General features: G+C 71.7%; 19 protein-coding genes. 6 read left to right on the top strand and 13 right to left on the bottom strand.

Features of this window, described 5'->3' with window-relative positions; genetic code table 11:
• Positions 1-8: 8 nt before the first annotated feature.
• Positions 9-761, bottom strand: coding sequence for a helix-turn-helix domain-containing protein (locus ACZ3I4_RS11185; protein WP_465381741.1), 753 nt, complete (start codon positions 759-761; stop codon positions 9-11).
• 113 nt (positions 762-874) lie between these two features.
• Between ACZ3I4_RS11185 and ACZ3I4_RS11180 the strand changes: the two genes are divergently transcribed.
• Positions 875-1,237: a nuclear transport factor 2 family protein gene (locus ACZ3I4_RS11180; protein WP_465381740.1), complete on the top strand. Its 363-nt coding sequence runs from the start codon at positions 875-877 to the stop codon at positions 1,235-1,237.
• A 10-nt stretch (positions 1,238-1,247) separates the two neighbouring features.
• Here ACZ3I4_RS11180 and ACZ3I4_RS11175 read toward each other — a convergent pair whose 3' ends face one another.
• The 4 genes from ACZ3I4_RS11175 to ACZ3I4_RS11160 form a co-directional block, all read right to left on the bottom strand.
• On the bottom strand, positions 1,248-1,694 hold the full coding sequence (locus tag ACZ3I4_RS11175) for an SCO6045 C-terminal-like domain-containing protein (protein ID WP_465381739.1): 447 nt from the start codon (positions 1,692-1,694) through the stop codon (positions 1,248-1,250).
• Positions 1,691-2,506, bottom strand: a complete 816-nt coding sequence (locus ACZ3I4_RS11170; RefSeq protein ID WP_465381849.1) for an MbnB/TglH/ChrH family RiPP precursor modification enzyme — start codon at positions 2,504-2,506, stop codon at positions 1,691-1,693. Before ACZ3I4_RS11170 ends, ACZ3I4_RS11175 begins: the two co-directional genes overlap by 4 nt.
• A gap of 55 nt (positions 2,507-2,561) precedes the next feature.
• Positions 2,562-3,464, bottom strand: coding sequence for a TIGR04222 domain-containing membrane protein (locus ACZ3I4_RS11165; RefSeq protein WP_465381738.1), 903 nt, complete (start codon positions 3,462-3,464; stop codon positions 2,562-2,564).
• Positions 3,465-3,529: 65 nt separating this feature from the next.
• Positions 3,530-4,108 carry a TetR/AcrR family transcriptional regulator gene (locus tag ACZ3I4_RS11160; protein ID WP_465381737.1) on the bottom strand — a complete coding sequence of 193 codons (579 nt, stop codon included), beginning with the start codon at positions 4,106-4,108 and terminating at the stop codon, positions 3,530-3,532.
• Positions 4,109-4,271: 163 nt separating this feature from the next.
• Between ACZ3I4_RS11160 and ACZ3I4_RS11155 the strand changes: the two genes are divergently transcribed.
• Positions 4,272-4,922: an HAD family hydrolase gene (locus ACZ3I4_RS11155; RefSeq protein ID WP_465381736.1), complete on the top strand. Its 651-nt coding sequence runs from the start codon at positions 4,272-4,274 to the stop codon at positions 4,920-4,922.
• Between the two features lie 151 nt (positions 4,923-5,073).
• Entirely contained in the window at positions 5,074-5,991 is a 918-nt protein-coding gene (locus tag ACZ3I4_RS11150) for a serine protein kinase RIO (RefSeq protein ID WP_465381735.1), read from the top strand.
• Between the two features lie 61 nt (positions 5,992-6,052).
• On the opposite strand, the gene ACZ3I4_RS11145 is transcribed toward ACZ3I4_RS11150, so the two are convergent.
• On the bottom strand, positions 6,053-6,298 hold the full coding sequence (locus ACZ3I4_RS11145; protein ID WP_465381734.1) for a DUF2630 family protein: 246 nt from the start codon (positions 6,296-6,298) through the stop codon (positions 6,053-6,055).
• A 314-nt stretch (positions 6,299-6,612) separates the two neighbouring features.
• Complete coding sequence (locus ACZ3I4_RS11140) at positions 6,613-7,623, bottom strand: EamA family transporter (RefSeq protein WP_465381733.1); 1,011 nt, start codon at positions 7,621-7,623, stop codon at positions 6,613-6,615.
• 648 nt (positions 7,624-8,271) lie between these two features.
• Between ACZ3I4_RS11140 and ACZ3I4_RS11135 the strand changes: the two genes are divergently transcribed.
• Positions 8,272-8,619, top strand: coding sequence for a TetR-like C-terminal domain-containing protein (locus ACZ3I4_RS11135; RefSeq protein ID WP_465381732.1), 348 nt, complete (start codon positions 8,272-8,274; stop codon positions 8,617-8,619).
• On the opposite strand, the gene ACZ3I4_RS11130 is transcribed toward ACZ3I4_RS11135, so the two are convergent.
• The 4 genes from ACZ3I4_RS11130 to ACZ3I4_RS11115 are packed head-to-tail and all read right to left on the bottom strand — an operon-like array spanning position 8,616 to position 11,935.
• A complete protein-coding gene (locus ACZ3I4_RS11130; RefSeq protein ID WP_465381731.1) occupies positions 8,616-9,458 on the bottom strand; it encodes an ABC transporter permease subunit in 843 nt (280 codons plus the stop codon). The genes ACZ3I4_RS11135 and ACZ3I4_RS11130 overlap by 4 nt on opposite strands.
• Entirely contained in the window at positions 9,455-10,357 is a 903-nt protein-coding gene (locus tag ACZ3I4_RS11125) for an ABC transporter ATP-binding protein (RefSeq protein ID WP_465381730.1), read from the bottom strand. Before ACZ3I4_RS11125 ends, ACZ3I4_RS11130 begins: the two co-directional genes overlap by 4 nt.
• Positions 10,354-11,403: a hypothetical protein gene (locus ACZ3I4_RS11120; RefSeq protein ID WP_465381729.1), complete on the bottom strand. Its 1,050-nt coding sequence runs from the start codon at positions 11,401-11,403 to the stop codon at positions 10,354-10,356. Before ACZ3I4_RS11120 ends, ACZ3I4_RS11125 begins: the two co-directional genes overlap by 4 nt.
• Positions 11,387-11,935 carry a sigma-70 family RNA polymerase sigma factor gene (locus ACZ3I4_RS11115; RefSeq protein ID WP_465381728.1) on the bottom strand — a complete coding sequence of 183 codons (549 nt, stop codon included), beginning with the start codon at positions 11,933-11,935 and terminating at the stop codon, positions 11,387-11,389. Before ACZ3I4_RS11115 ends, ACZ3I4_RS11120 begins: the two co-directional genes overlap by 17 nt.
• A gap of 76 nt (positions 11,936-12,011) precedes the next feature.
• Here ACZ3I4_RS11115 and ACZ3I4_RS11110 point away from each other — a divergent pair, with 76 nt between their 5' ends.
• Both ACZ3I4_RS11110 and ACZ3I4_RS11105 read left to right on the top strand, forming a co-directional pair.
• Complete coding sequence (locus ACZ3I4_RS11110; RefSeq protein WP_465381727.1) at positions 12,012-12,527, top strand: SigE family RNA polymerase sigma factor; 516 nt, start codon at positions 12,012-12,014, stop codon at positions 12,525-12,527.
• Positions 12,511-13,224, top strand: coding sequence for a hypothetical protein (locus tag ACZ3I4_RS11105; RefSeq protein ID WP_465381726.1), 714 nt, complete (start codon positions 12,511-12,513; stop codon positions 13,222-13,224). Before ACZ3I4_RS11110 ends, ACZ3I4_RS11105 begins: the two co-directional genes overlap by 17 nt.
• Before the next feature lie 3 nt (positions 13,225-13,227).
• Here ACZ3I4_RS11105 and ACZ3I4_RS11100 read toward each other — a convergent pair whose 3' ends face one another.
• Complete coding sequence (locus ACZ3I4_RS11100; protein ID WP_465381725.1) at positions 13,228-14,091, bottom strand: serine hydrolase; 864 nt, start codon at positions 14,089-14,091, stop codon at positions 13,228-13,230.
• The gene (gene coaD, locus ACZ3I4_RS11095) at positions 14,091-14,498 is read right to left on the bottom strand and encodes a pantetheine-phosphate adenylyltransferase (RefSeq protein WP_465381724.1); all 408 of its coding nucleotides are present in this window, start codon (positions 14,496-14,498) and stop codon (positions 14,091-14,093) included. Before coaD ends, ACZ3I4_RS11100 begins: the two co-directional genes overlap by 1 nt.
• Between the last annotated feature and the right edge of the window lie 42 nt (positions 14,499-14,540).

Genomic DNA, 14,540 nt, shown 5'->3' with positions numbered 1-14,540 from the left:
CAACAATCCTAGGGCCGGTGCAGCGCGGCCGCGGTGGCCGCGTCGGCCGGCAGGAACGATTCGATCGCCAGCTCGGACAGCGTCACGTCCAACGGCGTACCGAGAACCGAAGTGATGCTGAAGAAGGCCAGGTCGTCGAAGCGCAGCGGCACGACCAGCCCGTCCGGCCGGAACGTGGCGCCGGGTGTCCCGCCCGGATAGCCCGCCAGCTCGGCGCGCAGCTCCCGCAGCACCGGGTCGGCGGTGGCGGCGGCCTGCTGGTCGAGACGATGCAGCACATGGGCGCGCCACTCGTTCAGGTTCCGGATCCGTGGCGCCATGCCTTCGGGGTGCAGCGAGAGGCGCAGCACGTTCACCGGCGGCTCCAGCAGCCACGCCGCGCACCCCGCGGTGAACCGCCCGACCGCCTCGTTCGCGTCCACCATCGTCCAATGGCGATCGACGAGCAGCGCCGGGTAGGGCGCATGACCGGCCAGCACATCGCGCAGCGAGGCCAGCACGGTCGCGAGCGGCGGGCCGTCGAGAGCGGTTTCCCCGTACGCCGGAGCGAAGCCCCCGGCCAGCAGCAGCTCGTTGCGGGACCGCAGCGGCACCGACAGCTCTTCGGCCAGCCGCAGGATCATCTCGCGGGTCGGCCGGGAGCGCCCGGTCTCGAGGAACGACAGGTGCCGCGCCGACACCCCGGCCCGCACCGACAGTTCCAGCTGACTGAGCCGGCGCCCGGTCCGCCACTCCCGCAGAAGCTGTCCCACCCCGTTCACGCCTCCGACCCTAGGCACCGCCGGGAAGCGCGGCCATTACCTCGCGGGTAATCGACCGGCCTACCTTTTGCGGCGAAGGTTCTTCTCGTCAGCAACGACGGAGGGACGAAACGATGAGTGACTTCAATGCCGTGGTGGACCGCTACCTGGCCGTGTGGAACGAGCCGGACGCCGGAACCCGCCGCGCCGCCATCGACGACGTGTTCGCCGACGGCGTCCGCTACACCGACCCGCTGGCCGCCGTCGAGGGCCGCGACCAGCTGAACACGCTGATCGGCGCCGCGCGGCAGCAGTTCCCCGGTTTCACCTTCACGCCCGGCGGCCCGGTCGACGGCCACCACGACCAGCTGCGCTTCACCTGGAACCTGGGCGAGGCGGGCGGTGAGCCGCTGGTGGTCGGCTTCGACGTGGCCGAACTCGACGCCGACGGCCGCATCCGGCAGGTGCTGGGCTTCATCGACAAGGCCCCCGCCTGATCCGACGCGGTCAGGGGCGGCGGAGGATCCAGGCGCGGCCGCGGAGCTGGAAGGCTGTGGCGCCCGCGACCGAGCGCAACGCCGGGGCACGGCGGGGGCGGGGGGCGCTGCGGCCGTCGTAGTGCCAGATGGCCTCCCGCTCGGCCAGCTCGGGGGCGGCCAGGGCCGGGAGGGCGCGGCGGCCGGCCAGCGCGCGGGCCAGGTCCCAGCCGTCGCGCAGGGAACCCTGGGTGGGGCGGGCGGCGGCCCACGCGGCGAACTCGGGTTTCCAGCGGTCGCCGAAGGCCGCGGCGAGCAGGGGCCAGGCTCGGGCCACCTCGCCGGCCCGCTTGCGCAGCAGGGCGACCCGGGCGGCCTCGAAGCGGGGGCCGTCGATGCCCTCGGGGATCGGCCGTCCGGCGGTCAGCGCCTCGACCAGGGCGGCCTGCCGGGCGGCCAGACTGTCGGGCCCGCTCATGTCACCGTGGGGTAGCCGGAGGCCCGGGCGATCGCGTCGAGCTCGGCCGTCAGGTCGGCCGCGGCCGGGTAGTCGCCGTCGCGTTCGAGCATCAGGGCCGGCGGGCGGTGGCGGGCGCACAGCTCGGCCACCAGGTCGAGCACCGGCGGCGGCACCGCGTCGGTGTGGGTGTCGTGGTAGAGGCCCTGGTGTTCGGAGCCGCCGGCCACATGGACGTACGCGACCCGATCGAGCGGCAGGTTGTCGAGCAGGTCGAGCGGGTCGGTGCCGCGGTTGCGCGCGTTGGCGTAGACGTTGGCGATGTCGAGCAGCAGCATCGCGCCCGAGCGGTCCAGGATCTCGCCGATGAACTGGGCCTCGGTCAGCTCGTCGTCCGGCCAGTCGAACAGCGCGGCGATCGGCTCGAGGGCGATCGGCACCGTGATCGACTCCTGGACCCGCCGCACGTTGGCGACAACAGCGTCAACAGCTTCCCGCGTACGGGGGAGGGGCAGCAGATGCCCCGCCTCGATGCCCCCGGCCCGCACGAACGCGATGTGCTCGCTGACCATCGGCGCCCCGAGCCGCTCGGCCACGGCCGCGAAGTGCGCCACCCGCTCCGGGTCGACCGCCTCGGCGCCGCCCAGCGACAGCCGTACGCCGTGCGGGACGACGGTGACGCCCCGGTCGAGCAGAGCCTGCAGGCCGGGCGGAAGCTCCCCGTGTGCGTGCACCGACTCGGCGACCACTTCGGCGAACCGCAGCCCGGGCAGCTTCTCGACGAAGCCGGCGATCTCGGGCCGCCACCCGATCCCGACGCCCGGCCCGGCGATCCCGGGTGGCCATCCGATCCCGACGCCCGGCCCGGCGGTCTCCCCGCGTACGGGCTCAGCCACCGCAACCGCCCCCGCCGCCGCAACCACCGCCGCCGCCTCCGCAGGAGGACGAACTGGAGCAGGAGCTGCTGGTGCTGCCGCTGTCGCCGCCCCCGCCGGTCGCGCCGCCCGTGGCCGCGATGCGCTGCACCTGGGCCTCGGCCGCGAACGCGGGGTCCATCGAATACAACGCGGCCCCGCCGAAGAGGGCCACGCCCATCGCCGCGCCGGTCGCGCCGTAGGTGGCGTACGAGGGGCTGTTGTCCGGGGCCAGGTGGTTGTGCTTGTAACGCAGGTCGCGCATGGACTTCTGGGCCACGTCGGTGGCGTAGCGGCGCGAACGCAGCAGTGTCAGCGTCAGCACGATCGCGCCGGCCGTGGCCAGGAGCATGAACAGGACCGGCTTGTCGTTGTTCACGCCGGCGACGACGCGGCCGATGCCGAGCACGGTCAGGGCCAGACCGGCGAGCACCCAGAGCCGGGCCGCCCGCATCGTGGCCGGGCTGACCGCGAGGCCGCTGCGCTCGAGGTGGTCGCGCAGCTGATCGAGCGCCGAGGCCACGAACTGGTCGTCGGCCAGGTCGCGAGCGCGCACCCCGCGGGCGGCGGCGTTGTAGATCGCGTTGTCGAGCGGGGTGACACCGCCGGGCAGCGGCCCGGTCTGCGCGAGCGTGCGGCCGGAGCCGGTGCCGATCGCGCCGGCCGCCCGCAGGCCGCCCATCGCGGCGTAGATGGCGAGGCGGTCGCCGCCGTTGAGATAGGCCACCTGCTGCGGGCCCAGGTTGTCGACGCGGACGCCGGGGGTGCCCCGGAACAGCGCCTTGCGGTGGAACGCGGAGATCAACGCGATGGCCAGGCCAGCGAAGAGAAAGTAGGTGAGAAAGGTCGGGCCGGAGATTCCCCAGGTGTCGTTCATGGCTGGACCCTCCCTGGTGATGCGACGTGATGGCCTCATTGTGCAGGCGCGCGCAACGTCGGGGATCAGGCCTTTCGGACGGCGTCCTCGACCAGATCGAGGACCCGGCTCAGCTCGCCCGGCGGGCGCCCGGTCGCGAGGTGCAGAACGAGACCGTCGTACGCCAGCTCGAGGAACTGGGTGAGCACCTCGACCGGCACGTCGTCGCGCAGGACCCCGGCCTCACGCTGGCGCTGGAGCCGCTCGCGGGTGGCGTCGGCGATGGCCGCGGACCGCTCGGTCCACCGCTTGGCGAACGCCGGGTCGGTGCGCAGCCGCCGCGACACCTCGAGCTGGGTGCCGAGCCAGCCGGCCGTGTCGCCCTCGCTGCCGCCGGCCCGCTCGAGCAGGTCGCGCATCACCTGGACGAGACCGTTGCGGGCGACCGTCTCGACCATCGCGGCCGCGTCGTCCTCGGCCACGGCGAGGAAGAGGGATTCCTTGTCACGAAAATGGTGGAAAATCGCACCGCGCGACAGCCCGGTTGCGTCCTCGAGGCGCCGCACTGTCGCACCCTCGTAGCCGAACCGGGCGAAACAGTCGCGCGCGGCCGCGAGGATCTCGTGGCGGCGGGCGTCCAGCTGGTCCTGGCTTACTCGGGGCACACTCTGGATCGTGTCACGGGTCCCCTTTCGTATGCAATCCGTACGTACGTCTTGGCAACCCCCGTCGCCGTACGGACGGATGGCGCGAATTCCCCCATCCCGCCCGAAGGTTGTTTACAACACTGACTACTCGATGCCCGTTCCGCTCACGTAAAGTGCCCGGGTGCCCCTCGTCCTGATAGCTCTCGACGACACCCTGCTCGACCGCAGCGGTGCGTTCCGGCTGTGGGCAAAGGGTTTCCTCGATGAGATCGGCGCGCCACAGGACGACCTCGACTGGTTACTCTCGGTCGATGCCGACGGCCTGACCTCGCGCTGGGACCTGGCCGACCTGATCCGCGACCGCTACCAGCTCACCATCCCGTCGATCGACCTCGTCGACGAGCTGCACGAGGGCCCCCTGCCGTTCGAGAAACTCGACCCGATGGTGGGCTGCGCGCTGCAGATCGCCGGCGATGCCGGGCTCGTCCCCGTGGTGGTGACCAACGGCCGGGCGGAGATCCAGGACAGCCGCATCCGGCGTACGGGGCTGGACCGCTATGTCGCCGACTGGGTGATCTCGGAGCAGGCCGGGGTGAGCAAGCCCAACCCGCGCATCTTCGCGCTGGCCGCCCAGCGGGTGCGGATGCGGCTCGGCGGCGCGTGGGTGGTGGGCGACAGCCCCGAGGCCGACATCGGCGGCGCCGCGGCCATGGGCCTGCCCAGCGTGTGGCTGCACCGAGGCCGCGAGTGGGTCGACAACCGGTTCGCCCCGACCAAGGTCGTCGGCAACGTGATCCAGGGGCTCTCGGCCATCATGGCCGCCGCGAAATAAATAGGTTGCACGCTCCCGGCGGTCTTCGGGAGAGTGAGCGCGTCGCCCACAAGGGGCTTGAGAGAGAGGGGGGTGGACTCATGGCTGTCATTGCGATGCCTGCTGTCCAGGAATTTTCTTCTTCTTCCTCTCTCTCCAAGGAGACCCCGCAGTGCGCGAGCACGACTCTTTCGGCCCGGCCACCATGCGCCGCGGCCGTCGCAAGTTCGACGATGACGAGCCTGACTTCCTGAAGCGCGGGCGGCTCGAGCCGCAGCTGAAGGAAGACCCCGACCTGCCCGAGACCGGTGACCGCTGGTCGACGTGGGACGGTTCGCTCAAAGGCCCGGAGCCCCGGCCCGAGTGGGTCCGCACCGAATACGGCGCGGTCGACACCGAACTGGGCATGCTCAAGACGGGCAAGGAAGCCGACGTCTTCCTGGTGCGCCGGGCCGTTCCCGACACCGGCAAGGTCAGCATGCTGGCCGCCAAGCGTTACCGCGACGGCGACCACCGGCTGTTCCACCGCGACGCCGGCTATCTCGAGGGACGCCGGGTCCGCCGGTCACGCGAGATGCGGGCCATGACCAACCGCACCTCGTTCGGCAAGGAAATGATCGCCGGCCAGTGGGCGATGGCCGAGTTCGGCGCGCTCAGCCACCTCTGGCAGGTGGGTCAGGAGAGCGGCCTGGTCCGGGTGCCCTATCCGGTTCAGGTGATCGGCACCGAGCTGATGCTGGAGTTCATCGGCGACTGGGAGACCGGCGAGGCGGCGCCCCGGCTCGCTGCGGTGCGGGCCGGCCGCGACGAGCTGGCCGGCATGTGGGGGCAGATGATCGACGCGCTGTCGGTGCTGGCCCGCGCGCAGGTGGCGCACGGCGACCTCTCGCCCTACAACATCCTCGTGCACGAGGGGCGGCTGGTGCTGATCGACCTGCCGCAGATCGTCGACGTGGTGGCCAACCCGCAGGGCGCCGACTTCATCGCCCGGGACGTGCGCAACGTCGCGGCCTGGTTCGCCCAGCGGGGCCTGCCGGTCGACGCCGACGAGCTGCTGGAAAGGCTGCTCTACGAAGCCGGCCTGAGATGACCCGTCGCACGAAGCCCGGACCGCGGCCGCCGAAGACCCGGCGGCCGCGGCCGAGGCCGTGTCACTGCAGGTAGCCCTCGACCTCACCGACGCTGTGCGCCTGCTCGGAGTTCGGGTCGTTGCCCACTTCGCGGGCGGCGCGGCGGCGGCGGAGCAGGTCCCAGCACTGGTCCAGGGCCTCCTCCAGATCCTTGAGCCGGGCGTGCTCCTCGTCCGACGAGATCTCGCCCTTGCCCAGCTGCGAGCGCAGCTTGTGCTCCTCATCGACCAGGCCGTGGATCCGGCTCAGCACAGTCTTGTCATCCATGCGCGAAGCCTATGCGCAAGTCCTGGTCCCTGTGCGGTCAGCATGGTCACGACCGGGGCGGCGGCGATGTGATGGTCCCTGTGCGGTCAGCATGGTCACGACCGGGGCGGCGGCGATGTGATGGTCCCTGTGCGGCGAGCATGGTCACGACCGGGGCGGCGGCGATGTGATGGTCCCTGTGCGGCGAGCATGGTCACGACCGGGGCGGCGGCGATGTGATGGTCCCTGTGCGGCCAGCATGGTCACGACCGCGGCCGCGGCGGTGTCATGGTCCTTGTGCGGCGAGCATCGTCATGACCGGGGCGGCGGCGGTGTCATGGTCCTTGTGCGGCGAGCATCGTCACGACCGCGGCCGCGGCGAGCACGGTGGCGCCCATCCGGCGGGCGCCGAGGGGCTCGCGCAGCACGAGGAAGGCGATCAATCCGGCCCACAGCAGGCTCGAGCTGCGCAGGGCGGCCACAAGCGAGACTGGGGCGTACCGGGTGGCGTACAGGCCGAGCAGGTACGACAGCGGGACCAGCACGGCGAGCAGGGCGATCGGCCCGGGGCGGCGGCGGAACTGACCGGCCGCCTCGGGCAGCCGCCGGCGCAGCAGAACCGTGAGAAAGATCAGCTGCAGCAGGGACCCGTACGCGTAGAAGAAGATCGGGTCGGCGCCGAGCTCGACCACGGCCCAGCCGTCAAAGGTGGTGTACGCGGCGATGCTCACGGCGATCAGGGCCGACCACAACACCGCGCCACCCGATTCGGGACGCTCGCTCAGCAGCAGCGCCACAGACGCCGCGAGCAACAGGACCGCGATCCACTGCGGCGCGCGCAGCCACTGGCCCAGGGCGCCCGCCCCCGCGAACGCGACCAGCACCGGCGCGAGACCGCGGGACAGCGGATAGATCTGCCCGACGTCGAAGCGCGTGTAGGCACGTTGGAGACAGACCGCGTACGCGGTGTGCAGCACGGTGCTGATCGGCGCGAGCAACATCAGTCGTCCGTTTGCAGCGCCGAAGTGAGCGATCGTGAGCGGCGCGAGCAAAACGAACGCCACCACGCCGGAGGCCCAAATCGCGGGCAGACCGGCCATGGCTGTTCGTTTGGCCGTCGTGTTCCACCCCGCATGAGCGATCGCCGATCCGATCGCCAGAACCACACCTAGAACCATGCTTCCCCCGTACGCGTAGACAGTGTCTATCTGGTAGACACTGTCTACGTGATGGCGGGTGACGATGTAAAGGCCGCTCTTGTTCGGCACGGCGCGCTGCTGCTCGACGAGCAGGGGCTGGCCGGCTTCACCGGCCGGGAGGTCGCGCGGCGGGCCGGGGTGTCGCACGGAGCGCCACGCCGATATTTCCCGACGCTGGCCGCTCTGCTGTCAGCCGTCGCCGCCACCGGCTTCGCCGACTTGCGCTCCCGATTGCCCGGAGTGCGAAACAACCCGTCCACCGGCGGCTCAGCGAGCGAACGCTCAATGAGTGAACGCTCAATGAGTGAACGCTCATCGGGCGAGCACTCATCGGGCGGACGCTCATCGGGCGAGCACTCATCGGGCGGACGCTCATCGGGCGGACACTCATCGGGCGGACACTCATCGGGCGGACACTCAGCGGGCGGACACTCAGCGGGCGAACGCTCATCAGGCGAACGCTCAGCGAGCGATCACTTGGCGGGCGAACACTCAGCGGGCGAACACTCAGCGGGCGAACGCTCAGCGGGCGAACGCTCAATGAGCGAACGCTCAACGGGCGGACACTCATCAGGCGAACGCTCATCAGGCGAACGCTCATCAGGCGAACGCTCATCAGGCGAACGCTCAGCGAGCGATCACTTGGCGGGCGAACACTCAGTGAGCGAACGCTCAACGGACGAACGCTCAACGGACGAACGCTCAACGGACGAACGCTCAACGGACGAACGCTCAACGGACGAACGCTCAACGGACGAACGCTCATCGGACGAACACTCAACGGACGAACACTCAATGAGCGAACACTCGGCGGGCGATGCGCGTGACGCTTTGCGCGCGCTTGCCCGCGAGTACGTTGCGTTCGCTCAGGACCGGCCGGCCATGTTCGAGCTGATGTTCCGCCACGACCTGCTCGAAGGGTCGGGGGAGCGGCTGCGTGAGCACAGCACGCCGATCTTCGAGGCCGCGTTCACTCTGGTCGCGCGGACCGGCGTACGGGAACCGCGGTTGACTGCCGTTGATCTGTGGGCCGGTGTGCACGGACTGGCCGTGCTGGCGAGCCGCCGGGCGCTCGGTTTGATCACCGATGAGACGCCCGGCGGCCTTCTGGAACGCCAGCTGAGGGCGCACCTGAACTTTTAGAGGTCGCGGCGCTGGAAAGCGAGACCGGCCAGGGCGAGGACCAGCACGATCCAGGCGACTGCCCACACCAGGTAGGCGCCGGTCAACGGGGCTTTGCTGAGGAACGGATGTCCCTCGAAGGCCTCGCCGAACTGGGACAGCAGCGTTGGATCCTGGAAGGAGCGCATCGCCCCGCGCCACAGGCCGTCGGTGGGCAGCAGCATCTGTGAGACCGTGCCGACCTTGCGGACGCTGTCGTTGCCGAGCGCGTCGCCGACCCCGCCGACCACGCCCGCGATCCAGGTGGCGCCGAACAGGCCTACCGCCACGATGCCCGACGCCATCGGTGAGATTACCGTGGACAGCAGCAGGCCCAGCGTGAGCAGCGCGATCGCCTGCCCGCAGAGCAGCGCCAGGCCGGACACGGGGCTGGGGGGCCAATATCCGGTGGTCGCCTTGACGATCACCAGCTGGGCCGCTCCGGCGATCACCACGAAGCCGGCGCCGAACGCGACCAGGCCCAGCCACTTGCCGAGCAGCACGTACGCCCGCCGCACCGGGCGGGCCAGCACGGCCAGCGCGATGCCCGACTCGGCCTCGCCGGCCAGCGTCGGACCGGCCAGGAACGCCGTGCCCAGCGCGGCGATCAGGCTCAGCCCGAACATCACCAGGTTGAGCACGGTGGCCGCCGCCAGTTTGGCCTCACCGCTGGTCAGGCCGCCGAACTCGGCGTCGATGCGGGAGAAGCCCCAGGCGCTGAGCGACAGCAGCAGAACGGTCAGGACGGCCAGCGACCGCAGCACCTTGCGCCGGGCCGCCTCGCGCAGGGTGAGCCCGGCGATGGTGAGAACGATGGTCATGAGCCACTCCGGATGATGTCCAGCAGGCGTTCCTCGAGGCTGATCCGGCTGGGTTCGACGGCGTGGATCCGCACGCCGAGCTTGACGAGATCGGCGACGAGGTCCGGTACGGTGCTCTCGTCCTCGATGGCCACGACGAAGACCTCGCCGTCCTTGGTGAAATGTCCGAGCCGCCCGCGGGCCTCCTCGGAGAGGTCCGACAGCTTGAGCCGCAGTTCCCGCCGCCCGAGCAACTCCGGGAGCGTGCCCGACGCGGCCACCCGCCCGTGATCGAGGATGACGACCCGGTCGCAGACCCGCTCCACCTCGCCGATCAGGTGCGAGTTGAGCAGCACGGCCACCCCCTTGTCGCGCAGGGCCAGGAGCAGATCCCGTACGTCGGCCCGCCCGAGCGGATCGAGAGCGCTCGTCGGCTCGTCCAGCACCACCAGCTCGGGCCGGGCGACCAGCGCGACGGCCAGCCCGAGACGCTGCTGCATGCCCTTGGAGAAGCCGCCGACCCGGTCGCCCGCGCGATCGGCCAGCCCGACCAGGGTCAGCGGCTCCTCGTCGGCCTCGACCGCGGCCAGCCGGGCGTGCAGCCGCAGCACCTCGGTCGCGGTCAGCCACGGCTGGTAGCGGAACAGTTCGGGCAGATAGCCGACCCGGGCCCGCGACCGGGGATCCGCGCCCGGCCGGCCCAGCAGCATCACCTCGCCGGCGTCCGGGCGTACGAGGCCCAGAAGCATCTTGATGACGGTGGTCTTGCCCGCGCCGTTCGGGCCGAGCAGACCGACCACCTCGCCCCGGCCGACCGTGAACGACACGTCGTCCACCGCCTGCCGCTTCCGATAGCGTTTGCGCAGCCCGGACGCCCACACCGCGGGGGCCGGCTTGCTGAGCTCCTCCAGAACCGTCACCACAGACCCCTCGCGACCGTCAGCACCTCGTCCGGCGACAGCGACCCGGCGACCAGCGTGACCACCCCGTCGTCGACCCAGACCGCGGCCGACAGCACCTGGTCGGTCGAGGTCAGCAGCGTCGCCGGGGTGCCGTTGACCTCGGTCGGCTTGCTGGTCAGCTCCTCGGGCATGACGTGCAGGGGCAGGGTCCGGCCGTCGGCCGAGAAACTGCGGAGCTGGCCGGCGACGTCGGCGGGCAGGCCGGAGAGCGACAGCAGGTAGTCGCGGGCGGTCGCGAAGGGCACCCCGTCCGAGTACGCCGCCGGGGCGACCGCGCGGGCCACGATCAGCGACGGCACCCCCTGGTTGCTCGACCAGACCGCGGCCGCGCCGGGACCGGCGGTCAGGCGGAACTTGCTGCCGTCGAGACCCGCGGGCATGGGCGGCGCCGACGCGGTGAACGCCTTGATCTTTGCGGCCCGGAAGGTGAATGTCGCGCTGATCCGCTTGCCGGCCTGATACTGCGGCTCGCCGGTCACCCCGCGGGGTAGACCGGCGACCTGCGGCAGGTCGAGGCCGGTCTCCTTCTCGGCGGCGGCCCGACCGCCGACGGGGTGGATCTTGGGGCGATCGGTGATCTCGACGTCGCCCCAGGAGGACAGGTCGGGCAACGCCATCAGGTCGGCCTGGTGGACGGTGATGGGCGCGATCTTCTCGGTGCGGAAGATCTGCAGCCAGTCGGCGGCGGCCGCGGTGCCCGCGCCGGCCAGGATGACCACCGCGGCCAGTCCGGCCACCAGGGGCGTACGCCTTGGTGTCAGCCACCGCCGTCTCGCCGGAGCCGCCGCCTTGCCGGTGGTCGTCGTGGCTCGCTGCCAGGCCGCGTCCACGTCGGGGTCGATGTCGATGTGCAGGGCGCTCGCGGCGAAGGCGGCGTCCTGCTGAATCCGGTCCAGGCTCGTCCGGCAGGCCGGGCAACCGGACACGTGGGCACGATCGGTGTCGGCGACACCGGCGGGCTCGTCGACGAGCCGGCGCAGCACACCCTCACTCGGATGGCGCATGACTGTTCAACTCCTTGCGCAGGGCGGACTCGGCGCGCCGCACGGTGGTGCCGACGCTGCCGGGGGAGAGGTCGAGGGCGGCGGCCACCTCGGTGTAGCTCAGACCGCTGTGCCGCAGCACGAGGGCGACCGCCTGTTTGCGGGGTAATCGGGCGAGCGCGGCCCGGACCCGGCGGCGCTCCTCGGAGGCGACCACCGCGTCGGCCACGTCCGGCACGACGGCGTCCCGGGGGTGGGCCGCTTCCTCGCGTCCGGCGCGGCGTTTCCCCGTACGGATGTGATTGAGCGCGGTGTGGGCGGCCGCAACCGACAGCCAGGGCAGCGCCTCGCCGGCCGGCACGCCGGAGCGCCCGAACGTCAGGAAGACTTCCTGCGCCACGTCCTCGGCCTCGTCCCGCGACCCCAGCACCCGCGCGGCGACGGCCACGATCCGCGGATACGAGGCGCGAAAGACCTGCTCGAGGTCGGGCCGCACAACTCCGGGTGATCGGGCCACGCTGTCCTTCCGCTCCCATGACAGTGCAACGTCCATGCTTAGTCAGCACCGCAGCACACCTCCATGTGACAGCGGACGCCACAAGAACGTGTGCAGGTTGTGTAGTGGAAGTGTGAAGGTGCGGCAGTTCCCGTCCGGCAGCTCCGGTTTCGAGGCGTTCCTGCGTGAGAGCGGGCCCGCCCTGCTGAGGCTGGGCAACCTGCTGACCCTCGACCGCGCCACCGCCGAGGATCTGGCCCAGGAGACGTACATCAGGGTCGGGCTGGCCTGGTCGCGGGTTCGCCAGGACGGCAACCCGGTCGGCTACGCCCGCCGCACGATGGTCAACCTGTTCCTGAACTCGCGCCGCCGGACCCGCCCGACGCCGGTGCCGCAGGTGCCGGAGACCCCGCACGAGGACGCCGCGCTGGCCGCCGTCGATTCGGCCGCGGTGATCCGGCAGATTCTGGCCGGCCTGCCGCCGCAGCAGCGGGCCGCGCTGGCGCTGCGCTATCTCGACGACCTGCCCGACGACGAGATCGGCGCGCTGCTCGGCTGCACGGCCGCGACCGTGCGGTCCCACCTGTCCCGAGGCCTGGCCACGCTGCGCGCACGCACGGAAGGAGAGCGCGATGCCCGACGACCTTGACGTCCTGTCGGCGATCGACGCCGAGCTGCCGGTCACCGACGAGTTCATTTCCCGCGTACGCCGGGGGGTGCGCCGCCGTCGTGCCGCCCGCGTCTCCGCGGTGCTGGTGGCGGCCGCGGCCGTGATCGCGGTGGCCGCGCCGGCCCTTCCACCGGCTCGTCCGGCGCCGCCCCCGGTCGCTTCGCCCAGCCTGCCGGCGCCGGACGCGCCGCTGGACGGGTTCCGCATCGGCTATGTCCCCGACGGGTTGCGAGCCGATGTGCGCGACGACCACGGCGGTCCGTGGCTGGTCACCGAGAACGAGCTGCACATCGGCACCGCGGCGCCGGACCCCGGCGTACGGATGGCCCCGTTTTTCAATGATCCCGCGGCGACCGTGTCGATGCGCCGCTACCTGCGGGACAACGGTGGGAACTGGCTTTGGATCACCGTCCTGCGCCCGCGGATGAACGATCCGGCCGGCCCGTCCACGGTCACCCGATGGCTGGTGGGTTCGCAGACGGCGGGCGCCGAGATCAGCGGCTCGTTCCTCGTCCCGGCCGGCCGGGCCGTGCTGACCACCATGAAAGGCAGCGAGGTGACCACCCACGACATCGTGATCACCACCCCGGAGGGCGTGGTGGTGACGGTGGGCGGAAACGCGGGCCTGGGCGAACGTGAACTGCGGGCCGTCGCCGACGGCATCGCCGAACTCTGACAATCATTCCTGAGTCGTGCTGATCCGGTCGTCGCCACGCAGCTGGTCGACCAGGCGCCGGGCGGTCGTGCCGATGGCCGCGTCGATGCGGGCCGGGTCGGTGGTTGCCCCCGGCGGGCAGCGGGTGAAGACGGCCACGGCGTACTGCCCGCCGGCGGGCAGGGTGACCACGCCGGCCTCGTTGCGGACGATGCCCATCAAGCCGCCGCTCTTGGCCGCGACCCGCACCCGCGGGCCGAACCCGGAGGCGATGCGGTGCCGGGTCAGCTGCTGGGCCATTGCCTCCCGGACCGGCCCGGCCGCCGGATCACGCCAGACCGCTTGGAGCAGCCGCACGGTGTCGGCGGCCGTGGTGCACGAGCCGCGCGCCGGGTCGAGGGCAGCCGTCCGGGACAGGTCGGGGGCCACGCCGGCGCGGGCCAGCGTCGCGTAGTCGGCGAAGCCTGCCTCCGCGGCCATGTCGTCGAGCATGGGTCCGAGGCCGGCGACGATGCGCGTACGGGCAAGGCCGAGGCCGGCGGTGAGCGCGTTGATCCGGTCGAGCCCGGCCCGGGCGATCAGCTCGTCGGTGGCCACGTTGTCGCTGATCGTCAGCATCAAGGTCAGCAGGTCGCGCACCGACATGCGCACCTCGTCACGCATCAGCGAGATCCCGACCGGGCCCGGCGTCCGCCCCTCGGGCCGCAGCACCACCTGAGAGCCGCCGTCCAGTTCGCCGGCCGCGATCGCCCGGGCGACGGCCAGCCCGATCTGGATCTTCATGACCGACGCCGGCGTCACCGGCTCGTCGGCTGCGAATCCGGCGCCCGGCCCGCCGTCGATCGGGGCCGCGAAGGCCGTCGCGGTGACTTCCTCCAGGTCGAGCATCAGGCCTGCCGGGCTCGGGCCGCGGTGGACGAGACGGTGGCCAGGTCGGGGCGAGCGGGCAGGAGCAGCGTCGGTACGCCGAGGGAGTCGTTCATGGCGGCCAGTTCGTGCTCGTGGCGAACGTCGCGGCTGTTGCGGATGCCGCGGACGATCACGTCGATGTGGTGGCGGTGGCAGTAGTCGGCGGTCAGGCCACGCCACGCGGTGACGGTGACGCCGGGCCGGCCGGGCGGTAGGGCGGCGCGTACGGCTGCGGCCCGGGCCTCGCCTTCGCGGGTGGGCTGTTTGGCGCCGTTGACGGCGACCAGCACGACCAGCTCGTCGAACAGGTGGCGGGCCCGCTCGATGACGTCGAGGTGGCCGGGGGTGACGGGGTCGAACGTGCCGGGGTACACCGCGCGCGTCATGACCCGAGCCTAAGCAGACGGCCCCGCCCTCCGCGAGCGGAG

It is taken from the genome of Actinoplanes sp. NPDC021490 (assembly GCF_055562135.1).
The sequence above is the reverse complement of the archived record's forward strand: the minus strand, read 5'-3'. Positions and strand labels throughout refer to the sequence as shown.

Bases quoted from the DNA above. Each gene is read 5' to 3' on its own strand.
- ACZ3I4_RS11120 (WP_465381729.1), bottom strand. From the start codon at position 11,403: ATGCGCCATCCGAGTGAGGGTGTGCTGCGCCGGCTCGTCGACGAGCCC.
- ACZ3I4_RS11165 (WP_465381738.1), bottom strand. From the start codon at position 3,464: ATGAACGACACCTGGGGAATCTCCGGCCCGACCTTTCTCACCTACTTT.
- coaD (WP_465381724.1), bottom strand. From the start codon at position 14,498: ATGACGCGCGCGGTGTACCCCGGCACGTTCGACCCCGTCACCCCCGGC.
- ACZ3I4_RS11115 (WP_465381728.1), bottom strand. From the start codon at position 11,935: ATGGACGTTGCACTGTCATGGGAGCGGAAGGACAGCGTGGCCCGATCA.
- ACZ3I4_RS11145 (WP_465381734.1), bottom strand. From the start codon at position 6,298: ATGGATGACAAGACTGTGCTGAGCCGGATCCACGGCCTGGTCGATGAG.
- ACZ3I4_RS11130 (WP_465381731.1), bottom strand. From the start codon at position 9,458: ATGACCATCGTTCTCACCATCGCCGGGCTCACCCTGCGCGAGGCGGCC.
- ACZ3I4_RS11175 (WP_465381739.1), bottom strand. From the start codon at position 1,694: ATGAGCGGGCCCGACAGTCTGGCCGCCCGGCAGGCCGCCCTGGTCGAG.
- ACZ3I4_RS11100 (WP_465381725.1), bottom strand. From the start codon at position 14,091: ATGCTCGACCTGGAGGAAGTCACCGCGACGGCCTTCGCGGCCCCGATC.
- ACZ3I4_RS11135 (WP_465381732.1), top strand. From the start codon at position 8,272: ATGAGCGAACACTCGGCGGGCGATGCGCGTGACGCTTTGCGCGCGCTT.
- ACZ3I4_RS11105 (WP_465381726.1), top strand. From the start codon at position 12,511: ATGCCCGACGACCTTGACGTCCTGTCGGCGATCGACGCCGAGCTGCCG.
- ACZ3I4_RS11180 (WP_465381740.1), top strand. From the start codon at position 875: ATGAGTGACTTCAATGCCGTGGTGGACCGCTACCTGGCCGTGTGGAAC.